The sequence below is a fragment of the Arthrobacter terricola genome (assembly GCF_004354015.1).
Classification (GTDB): domain Bacteria; phylum Actinomycetota; class Actinomycetes; order Actinomycetales; family Micrococcaceae; genus Arthrobacter; species Arthrobacter terricola.
The window spans coordinates 21886-31444 of sequence record NZ_SMRU01000045.1 but is presented as its reverse complement, the minus strand read 5'-3'; the positions used below and the strand labels follow the sequence as shown (position 1 = coordinate 31444).

At 61.8% G+C, this 9559-nt stretch carries 10 protein-coding genes and 1 pseudogene; 7 read left to right on the top strand and 4 right to left on the bottom strand.

Features of this window, described 5'->3' with window-relative positions; all coding sequences use genetic code 11:
• Positions 1 to 24: 24 nt before the first annotated feature.
• A complete protein-coding gene (locus tag E1809_RS27580; RefSeq protein WP_328591591.1) occupies positions 25 to 153 on the top strand; it encodes an ATP-binding protein in 129 nt (42 codons plus the stop codon).
• Positions 154 to 1169: 1016 nt separating this feature from the next.
• Here E1809_RS27580 and E1809_RS23925 read toward each other — a convergent pair.
• Both E1809_RS23925 and E1809_RS23920 read right to left on the bottom strand, forming a co-directional pair.
• Positions 1170 to 1430: a hypothetical protein gene (locus E1809_RS23925; protein ID WP_133206739.1), complete on the bottom strand. Its 261-nt coding sequence runs from the start codon at positions 1428 to 1430 to the stop codon at positions 1170 to 1172.
• A 127-nt stretch (positions 1431 to 1557) separates the two neighbouring features.
• Positions 1558 to 1812 (bottom strand): hypothetical protein, encoded by a 255-nt coding sequence (locus tag E1809_RS23920; RefSeq protein WP_133206738.1) that lies wholly within the window; start codon positions 1810 to 1812, stop codon positions 1558 to 1560.
• 697 nt (positions 1813 to 2509) lie between these two features.
• On the opposite strand from E1809_RS23920, the gene E1809_RS27815 reads away from it, so the two are divergent.
• The 4 genes and pseudogenes from E1809_RS27815 to E1809_RS27570 all read left to right on the top strand — a co-directional run bounded on the left by E1809_RS27815 (position 2510) and on the right by E1809_RS27570 (position 4076).
• On the top strand, positions 2510 to 2641 hold the full coding sequence (locus E1809_RS27815) for a hypothetical protein (RefSeq protein WP_268908736.1): 132 nt from the start codon (positions 2510 to 2512) through the stop codon (positions 2639 to 2641).
• Positions 2642 to 3122: 481 nt separating this feature from the next.
• Entirely contained in the window at positions 3123 to 3395 is a 273-nt protein-coding gene (locus E1809_RS23910) for a hypothetical protein (protein ID WP_133206737.1), read from the top strand.
• A 234-nt stretch (positions 3396 to 3629) separates the two neighbouring features.
• Positions 3630 to 3701: pseudogene (locus E1809_RS28075) on the top strand (hypothetical protein); the annotation flags it as partial.
• A 105-nt stretch (positions 3702 to 3806) separates the two neighbouring features.
• Positions 3807 to 4076 carry a diacylglycerol kinase family protein gene (locus E1809_RS27570; RefSeq protein WP_235835756.1) on the top strand — a complete coding sequence of 90 codons (270 nt, stop codon included), beginning with the start codon at positions 3807 to 3809 and terminating at the stop codon, positions 4074 to 4076.
• A 68-nt stretch (positions 4077 to 4144) separates the two neighbouring features.
• Here the strand turns inward: E1809_RS27570 and E1809_RS23900 are convergent, their stop codons facing one another.
• Positions 4145 to 4588, bottom strand: coding sequence for a hypothetical protein (locus tag E1809_RS23900; RefSeq protein WP_235835755.1), 444 nt, complete (start codon positions 4586 to 4588; stop codon positions 4145 to 4147).
• Between the two features lie 1801 nt (positions 4589 to 6389).
• On the opposite strand from E1809_RS23900, the gene E1809_RS27565 reads away from it, so the two are divergent.
• Positions 6390 to 6695, top strand: a complete 306-nt coding sequence (locus E1809_RS27565; RefSeq protein ID WP_235835754.1) for a hypothetical protein — start codon at positions 6390 to 6392, stop codon at positions 6693 to 6695.
• A 320-nt stretch (positions 6696 to 7015) separates the two neighbouring features.
• Here E1809_RS27565 and E1809_RS23890 read toward each other — a convergent pair whose 3' ends face one another.
• Positions 7016 to 7933 carry an integrase catalytic domain-containing protein gene (locus E1809_RS23890; RefSeq protein ID WP_205754318.1) on the bottom strand — a complete coding sequence of 306 codons (918 nt, stop codon included), beginning with the start codon at positions 7931 to 7933 and terminating at the stop codon, positions 7016 to 7018.
• 70 nt (positions 7934 to 8003) lie between these two features.
• Between E1809_RS23890 and E1809_RS23885 the strand changes: the two genes are divergently transcribed.
• Entirely contained in the window at positions 8004 to 8828 is an 825-nt protein-coding gene (locus E1809_RS23885) for a VC0807 family protein (RefSeq protein ID WP_133206735.1), read from the top strand.
• Positions 8829 to 9559: the final 731 nt, after the last annotated feature.

Sequence of the window (9559 nt, the reverse complement as noted above, 5' to 3'; positions counted from 1 at the left end):
CACCCCTCCGGGTTCGATGAGCTCATGCCCAAAACCATCGCCACCGCGACCGTGGACCGGCTTCTCCACCACGCCCACCTCTGCCAAACCAGCGGCGAGTCCGTCAGGCTCATGCAAGCCCAAAACGGAAAAGGAACCCGCCCCATGAACTAACCCAAAAACTGGTCAGGCGCCCTGAAACCCGGCACGCCCGGGGCGCCTGACCCTGTCCAAAAATACTTGCCGCGACTGGTCAATCACCTGCCGCCATCGGGCAAACCAACCTGCCGCCACCGGTCACTTCTAAGCTGCCGTTGACAAATTTCAGAGGTCGTCTGCACGGATGTCAGAACTCGTCTGCGCTGCTGGCCAACCGAGGAAGGCATGCACGTCGCCACCAAAATGCGGGACAGTGACGGGCATGCCTTGTGCACAGGTGTCGGGCAATCAGGGGGCGGTGTCCGGGATGGAAGTCTCCACGGCGCTCGAGTGATTGCCGTTCCTGCGGGCATGGATCCCATCGGTCGTGTTGGTACTTGAAGTTCACCGATGGGCAGTCCTGTTGCCCGGTCGATGATGATGTTCTGGCGGATGTGAGAGGCTTCCTCCAGCTGCCCGATAGCAATGCCTTTCCGGCCGTCCAGCGTAGCTTGGTCATCAGCCATCGACACTCCCGGGATCAGCGCGGCGGCCTTATACAAGTCTGCGCGGAGGTCGGCTGGGACCGCGCCGGTTCGACGAAGGTCAGCGATGGATACCAGCGATGAATACAAGCGCCTCCCCATCGATGGATCGGCCTAGGCGAATAGCCTCCGGCGCCTTCAAAAGGCAGGACCCTGACGCCGATCGCCTCAGCGTCTACGTGAATGGGTGTTACCTGCCCTGCTGCCGGCGCCGTGAATCCCGCCAAGCCGTCTGCTAGCGCGGCGGCCTCGAGTCCCTGGTGTGGATGGCGTGTTCGGTCCAGGTCCAGACCTGTGGACCTGCGGCAAAGGTTCCGTGGAACAGGCCGAAGGAGGGTACTCCGCTGCTGCCCTCGTGCATCTCCCAGAGCTGGTGTTAGGCGGCGTATCGGGCGCTAATCGGCCGGAATACTGGACTGACTGCGTTGACCCGCTGAATGGCCCAAATCAGCATTCCTTGGCTGGACACACTGTCGTTGCTCGTTTCGTGGGTACGGTGCGGGTCGTTCATTCGCCGTACATGATGCTGGCGAGAAACCTCTCGAGGTCCGAGACCTCGGGCTGCCGAGTTGCGCCGTCACCCCCGGCATCGTCGACTTCGAGGTAGAGCCCGGCCCAGGGCGCCGCCGTGATGCGGGCGCTCGCTCCGTGAGGCCGAACCTCGGCCGCAACCGAATTCTCAGCCTCGCGACCGGAACGGGTACTCCACCGATGAGCGGACTGACCGTGGCGGAATGCCGCAGAAAAGGTGCGCTGGATGATGGTCATGATGGCTTCCTCTCTGAAGCAATCGAAAACTTACATATGTTCATAAAGTGATCGTCGCGCTCATTTAATGAACGTAGCTTCAGCATGACACGCATCACTACCGCCGCGCAAGCAATCGCTGGTGGTCCTACAGGTTTTGATCTGTCTTGAGCACCGAGGGGGAGTCGTCGTGGCAGATCATGATTCTTCCTCGGCCGTCATTCTGGATCAGCCAGAAGATCGTCCGGTCGACGTTGATCATATCTATCCGCCCGGCGGCAACACTGCCGTCCCGGCGCAGGACGCTCACGGTGTCATTGCGGGCGAGCTTGGACCAGTCCGGTAGCGGCCTGATGTCCCGGTCGGCGCGTAGGCGAAGCAGTCGGCTGTGGTGTGAGTGCATGTCCGGAGTTCCTTTGGTTGCGGGCGAGGGGGGCGCCACGGCTACGGCGAGGCCGCGGGTCGGCGCATCATGCGACAAGCTGAATGTTCATAAAATGAACGTTACGTTCAATGTAGAAGTTAGATCGAAAACCCCTTGCGCAGCAAGGTGAGATGGGCCACAGCGGAAGCATGTTCGTAAATTGCACGAGGCGTTCGAAAATTCCACCTTCCAGCTTGAACCCGGCGGCCACGCCCTCCGCGAAACCGGAACCCCCTGACGACAAACCCGCGCCGCTTCCCCTGAGCCCCAAAGAGCCCACACTCCAAGAGGCCGCTGCCTGCGCGGACGGCTGCTGCATCCCGGCGCCTCCCGCTGTCCCCGGATGCAGCCAGGATCAGGAAGGTGCGCACTGTGCGGCTGCTGTCCTGGTTCAGCCTTGTTTGGATGGTTCTGGAAGGTGCCCTTGGCCTCGTGGCGGGAGGGCTGCCGGGTCCGTGTCCCTGGTCGGCTGGGCCCTCAGTTCCGCGGTCGAGGGCTTGGCGAGCGTCATCGTGATCCGGCGGTTCACCGGCTCCCGGACCTTGTCCGAAACCACGGAAGGGCGCGCACAGAAAGCGGTGGCGGTCAGTTTCTGGCTCCTCGCCCCCTACATCGGAATCCAGTCGGTCATCGACCTGGCTGCCGGGCACCGGCCGGGAACAGCCTCCCGGGCATCGTGCTCACGGCGGCGAGCCTGGTTGTCATGCCGGTCCTCGGCCTCGCCAAACACCGCCTCGGTGCGCGGCTGTTCGCCGCCGTCGCCGTCAAGGAAGGCAGCGCAGCCTGGAAAGGCGAAGACTGCCGCTGAAACTCCTGCATCCTGAAAGGGCCGACCGTTGCGTTGATTTCCGGTCCGAAAATACCCTGGAGAATCATCCTTGCCGATACCGCATCCGTATTCCCAGGCACTGCAAATGCTCATTACCCACACCTGGAGAGCTTGCCCGGCGGGCGGATCACGATGACCCTGTGCCCTTCCGGGTCCAAAGTCTCGGCCGAGGTCCTGGCATCTTCGTAGCTGCCGGCTGCGGTCCTGCTGGTCGAATGTGTGCCGTGAGGGCTTCGATGGTCAGGATGACTTCCCTGCCTGGATTCGAAGTTCCCCTGGGCTGTTCAGGATGCTTGGGCAGGCTCGGCTGAGTTTCTGCCGGGAGGGGAGTGACATCGTGTGGGAAGCGGTAACGCACGTCATGCTGTTGCTCCGCGGCTATTTGTCGCCGCTAAAGAGCGCGGGAGTACAGTTGTGCTGGTAGTCAGGTCCGCACCGTCTACGTCCAAGGAGCCCGGGTATGAGCGTGAATGAGTACGAGGCCTCACTGATCGTCAGGTCCGGAGCGGAGTTGTTGCGGGTGGCGTCATCTGACCCGCGTTCGGATGAGGGCTATGAGGAGGTGAAAACCAACCTCTCTGAGGCATTGGAAAGCATCGCGGAAGCCCTGGGGAACTTTGAAGCCGGGGTGGGAGTACCGAGTCGATCTACTGGCTGGATTCAGGATCTTCATCGTGTGGCGGACGACTTAAGAAAAGGCGAAACCCAAAACGGTGCCGATGGCATGGAGTAGCCCCCCGGAGGCGGGATGGAACTTTTGCTGGCCTGTCGCTCCATGTGCCTGGCATTGCGGGCGGAAGTCCAGGTGACATCAGCCCGGAGGGGCGGCCATGACTGGTGAGCGGGGACCTGTCGTACGTCTTGACCCGGTTGTCCTGGTCTTCAATCCGGGCAACCCCGGCATGGCCGCAAGCATCTTTGATCTGCAACGCAGTCTGACCGCCGGACTGCCGGAGCTGCCGATTGAATTGCTGCGACTGAGTTTGCCGGGCACGCCCGCGACCTTGCACGGTCCCTGGCGGCGAGAGGGGCCCCGCTCATTGTTTCGGTCAGTGGTGACGGGGGATACCACGAGGTCATCAAAGGGGTGATGGATGTTCCGGAACCAGGGCGGTGTGCACGGTTATTGGCCAACATATCCCGGATGGCCAAGTACAGGACGGTCAGCGAGGTGGACGGCCCCGATGATGGCCTGTTCGAGATTGTGACGCTGCCCAATGCCGGGCGTCGGAAGAGCGTGCTGATGACTCTTCGGGCTGCGACACCGGGCTTTGGGCGCCAGCCAAGCGTGAGCGGCTACTCCTTCACAACGCGGGATGCTGTTCCTTGCAGGATCGACGGCGAAGTCATTCATCTTCCGGCCGCCACGCATGTTCTGGTGGAGAGCGCCAAAGGCGCCCTGGCCGTTATCTGACCCAGGGGCGCCTTTGCTGCCATCCGGCGTCGGATAGCCGAACCCGGCCTCAGGGCCGAGAACCGCCGTCAGTCGAAGTGGATTTCGGCGGCGGCCTGCCGGATGGATTCGAGCCGTTGTTCTTCGATCAGTCCGAGGGCATCCAGTTCTTCGGCCCGTTCGGAGCGCTCCCGGGCGGCCTGGGTGGAGACCTCGCTGAGAATCATGCCGAGAAGGTGGGCCAACCCTTCTTTGAGGTCCGTGAGGTTGGTGTTGGTAATGAGGAGGCGGCGGTCTGAGACGCGGAGTTCTACGTCGCTGTACCCCGCATCGGCCAGACGGCGGCTGATGCCGGTTCCGTGGAGCAGATCGATTTCCCTCGGCTGAGGTCGGCGTGAGAAGACTGCCGGGACGGTGTAGCGCGAGGGACCGCGTGCCGTGCCCAGATCATGCGGCAAGGCGGACGCGAGCACACCGCTAAGCATCAGAGCGGAATCGGCGCGTACGGAAGGAAGGGCTTGGGTGGTGGTCATGGCGTTCTGCCAACGTTCTTGAGGATGCACTGTCGGACCCGCGAGAACGCGGAGAGACCGTGACTTGGGGTTCAGGGACCCGGGTCCGGATCCGCTGGAGGAGAGCGTTGGCTGTTGGCCGTTCCGCCGAAGCAGTCCGGTCACGGCCGCCCTCATTGTCCCGGCTCTCCGTTGCGTCATCGTCGAATGTGACTCGACGCTTCATCCCAGCCTTTTACTGGGGCTACGGAGGGGGCGGGCTCGTTCTGCGCGGAACCGGATTTCCAGTCACGACGTCCCGGCACACTTCAAGTGTACGCCCCCACGGCCGGGGGCCGGGGTGCAGGGCCTGTGACGTGCCAGCGCAGTCCAGCCGTAGCCGCGAAATCCCATCACACCCTCGTTTCCGCACAGCACATGGGAAAGCGGCGGCGCACCCGCCCGGGAGGTTGTTTCCCCAAACGAAGAACCGGCCGAACCGTAGACGCTGATTAACGAGCGGGTCACCGGGCAACAGCGCATGCACCGGCTGTTGCGAATGCCCGGTTTCGGACCGGTAAGGTCCGTCACGGGCTGCCGGTGACCTGGTGGTTGATCAGGGCCTGAGGTTCACAATTCAGGGGCCGTTGGCTTGACCGTTTCATCGCTCTGCTCGTGACCAGCAAGGGTGCGCTAACCCTAAGTAGCCAGCCCGGCTGTTTATCGGGATTGCTCGCTGGAGTTTAGACATCGCTCTTGGATGACGCGGAGACTCTGCTACGTGGTGGGTGAGAGCCGGTCTCGCTCCAGGCAGGGCGTGCCAACGTGTCCAAAAAGACTTGAAGTCCGGTCGAAAGCGTGTACACAGACCGTGGACATGTTGTTTTGGCTTTGCTGCCCGGCTAGCCACCAGTCGCGATGGCACCGGGCGATGTGCGATTGCTTTCTTTTCGGCCGGCCCAGTCGAGGATGACTTTCATTCTGTTACGGCGGGCGGTTTGTTCACCGGTACCAGCCAGCCGACGGAGCGTTCAAAGGTGGCATCAAGTGTGCCCCCGTTCCCGGTCCGGTGCTGGGCAGGGTGTAGAAGTTGAAAACCCCGGCTGGGGCGCCTATTGCATCCGGTCGTTCCTTCGCCCGGACCTTGGCCTCTTTCGGATCCTTCTTGGGAATGGTTTCCCTGGTTATGTCGGAACCACTGAGATGGATATCCAACTTGTAGTCCCCTCCTTGCGGTTCTACGGACTGGTGGACCGGGTCGCGCTCGTCTGGTCTGCTGATTAAGACCTGCGCGGAGGCCCGAAGAATCGACGGCTCCACGTGGCTGCTGCCACGCGATGTACTTTCCATCCTGAGTCATGAGATGACGGTCTCCGCGGTGTCCTGGTCGCTGACCACGAAGGCAGGTCCGGTAACATCGGCATCTGAACCACCCGGGCCTTTCAGACACAGCATGAATTGTTCGGAGCCGGATTGTTTGGAGGAAATCCACCCTTTCCTGAGGGTGGTTGCGCGGCGTGTGCCGACATACCCAGCACCAGGCCCGGCGGAACTAATTGGGTCTGCAGGTCCCCAAGAGATTCGTCATGGTCGCTTTGTTCATCCGGCCAAAGGCGCTGAAGCAGCCGAAGGGCGGCGTCGGGGCGCATAATTGGACATGTCAACTTTTGATTCCCGGAGTTTTTACACGCGTGGTAATTCCTTAAGTGTTGGGGCTTCACGGGAACATGTCGAACGGGCGCTGCTGAGCTTTGGGGCGACGGATGTTCGATCCAGTCACCGTGGACACCTCAGCGCCATCGCGTTCAGGGCATGTGGAAGGCAGTTCCGTATTGTCATCTCTGTGCCGCACCCTGACGGAATCCCTGCTGTCCCGGGTGACGCCGCTGAAGTCCATGGCCGAGGAGTCAAGGCAAGAGACCTGGAGCTCGATGCCCGCAGGTTCTGGTATGCCTTCGCCCTGTCAGTTGACGCCAAACTGGCAGCGGTGGCAGCCGGGGTTGCGACGATCGAATCGGAATTTCTCGCCCATGTGGTTCTCCCTGGGAGCCGTACCGTGATTGACGAACTCGAACCAGTCATCGCGTCTGCCTACCGGTCCGGACACCGACCTGTAATCAGCAATGCCGCTACACCGCTGGCCGGTTAGGTGTCCTGCCGGTAGGCCCCTTGGGTAAGTCCTGGCCGGCTGGGGCAGCTCCGTAAAAAGCCTTCTGATCGCCCGGATCGTCCTCACAGCGCTCCTTCCACTGATGGATCGAACCAACAAAAAACTGATCCTCCAACGGACTGCCTGTGATCATCAGGCGCGTTCACTTCCAGCCATCGTCCGGAAGGGGCACGGCCGCGGTACCCCCTGCCTGCCTGCCTGTTGCCTCATTGCAATACCTCCGGGAAGAGTAATACGTTGCCTCATTTGAAAACCTCCGGATGAGTGCTTCGTTGCCTCAGTGAAAAACCTCCGGGAGGTCAGTTGTTCCAAGCCCTGTTGACCGGTTTGAGGGTTGCCGGTTTCTTCGCCAGGGCCAATGTTTCCAGCTCGGCGGTGAGCGCGAGGATCTGGCGTGAGAGGGCTCCGGGTTTGATCCGCTTGAACGCTGCGTTCATCTGGATCACTGGACGCTTATGCATCCTCTCGTGCCGGATGGCCCTTTGGTGGGGTGTGGCCGGGGTGTCGTGTTTCTTGGTGACTTTCGCGCCGCGGCGTTGTTTTTCGATGAGTTTCTGCTGGGGCAGCAGGTAGTTCGTGAAGACGCGGTCAAGCTCCCAGATCTCGCTGAGTTTCGCCAGCTCCGCGGAGGTGTCGTAGCGCAGGTAGCCGGCCAGTTCCCTCACCCTGGCCCAGTTCTTCTGTTCCACGTGGGCTCCGTCGTTCTTGTTGCCGGGGCGGGAGCGGGTGAACGTGATCTCGTGTGCGTGGCAGTAGGCCAGCAGGTGTTCGTTGATGAACTCCGAACCGTTGTCCGAGTCGATGCCGATGATGGGGAACGGGAACACGGCGGTGACGTGCTCCAGGGCCTCGAACACCCATTTGGCGGCCTTGTTCCGCACGGACCGGTTCACCGTCCAGCCCGTGGCGATGTCCGTCACCGTGAGGGTGCAGCAGAACTCGCCGAAGCTGTTGCCTCCTTCATGGCCGACCAGATCGATCTCGACGAATCCCGGGACCGCGTCATCCCACTCGGCCCAGGTGCGGACCGGGATCTGGGACTTGAGCAGCGTGCCCGGCTTCGTGTGGGACCGTCCCCGCAGGACCATCTTCGCCCGTTCGCCGGCCAGTTTCCGGTCGATGGTCGCCGCGCTCATGCGCATCAACAAGTCTGCCTGCCCATCGGTGATCGCCAGTTCCCGGTCGCGGCGCAGCATCGGCACCAGGACGGGCAGCATCGGGGCCAGCAGCTTCCCTGCCGGTGCGCAGCTGCAACAGCCCGCATACGGAAATGGATGGAGCACCCCGATGAACGCTGGGCAGGCTTCAGGACAGGAACGGCCGGTGTTGATGATGCGGACGCTGGTCCGCGGTCTGGCATGGGACGTGGGGCTGCCGCTGGCTGTCTACTACGTTCTGCACCTGGCCCGCGCCACCGACTGGGTCGCGCTGCTGGCGGCGACCGGAGCCGCCGGCTGCCGGCTGTTGTGGAGCGCCTTGAAGCAGCATGTGCTGAACCCGTTTGCCATGCTGATGGTCATCATCTTCGGGCTCGGCCTCGTTCTGTCTTTCCTCACAGGCGACCCGCGGTTTCTCCTGCTCAAGGATTCGGCCATCACCGGTGGGCTGGCCATCCCGCGATTGTCGCATTCTCCTGCCCGGGATGCCCAAGGGAACACCGTGCTGAAAACCAACGGCGAAGACTCGCTGCTTGTCAACACTATCGGCCCCTACACGGGCCGCCACATCATCGACACCCGCTCAACGTCGAACACGACCCAGCTCATCGTGAACGCCAACGCGCCCTGGACGATCACCGTGTCGGATGTGTCCACGGTCAAGAAATCCTCTGGCCCGGTCAGCGGGCACGGGGACGACGTGCGGCCACACCGTGACCTTCCATGCACGGCCCGGAGCCACGGGTTTCCTTCGAGCCTGCTCCTGAGCGCAGCCCACGCGACGGCATCAATGACCTGCCTTCTCCCGCCGGCCATCGTTCCGCAAGACCTGACGCGGAGCCACGATACGGTGCCCGGCGCGTCGGTGGCGGTGGTGATCTGGTTAAACCGATGGCCGTGGATCTTCCAGCGCCCGGATCGCTTTTTCGATCGCTTTGATCCCCGCTGGTTGTAGACCAATCAACCCTGGAGATTGGAGCCGCCACGTCAGTGATCGGTCTGGGCCTTCATTGAGCAAAGTGGTCTCGAGTTGACAACTTGTCATACCGAAGTGCCGGCGTTGCAGCACCGTCGTCGGTCCGACCGATCCACGAGGTACCGAAGCCACTTCGACGGGAGCTATGACACCCTTCCAAACAGAGATTCCGCTTGCTGAGATCAAAATGATCGGGTTTGCGAGGGCGATTGAAACAGGCTCCCCGTTTGTCGAATAGGGCGTAAGTGCACGCAGAAACGTCGAGTCTACTCTCGCGATGAAAGCAATCCCGTTGTGAGCCAACGGCAGCCGCATGACGAGGCGTCGGGCACGAAGCTTCATGAGTGAGAATGTCCACGTCACGAGTACCATGAGGCAACCCGTCCAGAGGACAACTGTCGAGAAGATGAGTAGGTTTTGACTCGCCCGATCAGGATTTGCAGCAGTTTGCGCGAGAAGCCTGAGGGCTGCAGTGAGCGTCAGGAAGAGACCGAGCGGTGAAAGGCGTAGCCAGGAACAGCGTTCGCTTCGTTGTCGACTTTCACTCATCTGCTATCCCATTCCCCAATTGGGGCAGTTCGGCCAGTCATTGAATGAAGTCGCCCATGCCACCCTGTGTGCATCAAACCCTGGCGCGCCAGCAACCCGGGGAAGCAATTTCACGTGCTTTGCCGCACTTCGGACGTCCACTCCAACCGGAGCAGTCACCG

Bases quoted from the DNA above. Each gene is read 5' to 3' on its own strand.
- E1809_RS27580 (WP_328591591.1), top strand. From the start codon at position 25: ATGCCCAAAACCATCGCCACCGCGACCGTGGACCGGCTTCTCCACCAC.
- E1809_RS23925 (WP_133206739.1), bottom strand. From the start codon at position 1,430: ATGACCATCATCCAGCGCACCTTTTCTGCGGCATTCCGCCACGGTCAG.
- E1809_RS23920 (WP_133206738.1), bottom strand. From the start codon at position 1,812: ATGCACTCACACCACAGCCGACTGCTTCGCCTACGCGCCGACCGGGAC.
- E1809_RS23910 (WP_133206737.1), top strand. From the start codon at position 3,123: ATGAGCGTGAATGAGTACGAGGCCTCACTGATCGTCAGGTCCGGAGCG.
- E1809_RS27570 (WP_235835756.1), top strand. From the start codon at position 3,807: ATGGCCAAGTACAGGACGGTCAGCGAGGTGGACGGCCCCGATGATGGC.
- E1809_RS23900 (WP_235835755.1), bottom strand. From the start codon at position 4,588: ATGACCACCACCCAAGCCCTTCCTTCCGTACGCGCCGATTCCGCTCTG.
- E1809_RS23890 (WP_205754318.1), bottom strand. From the start codon at position 7,933: ATGCTGCCCGTCCTGGTGCCGATGCTGCGCCGCGACCGGGAACTGGCG.
- E1809_RS23885 (WP_133206735.1), top strand. From the start codon at position 8,004: ATGAACGCTGGGCAGGCTTCAGGACAGGAACGGCCGGTGTTGATGATG.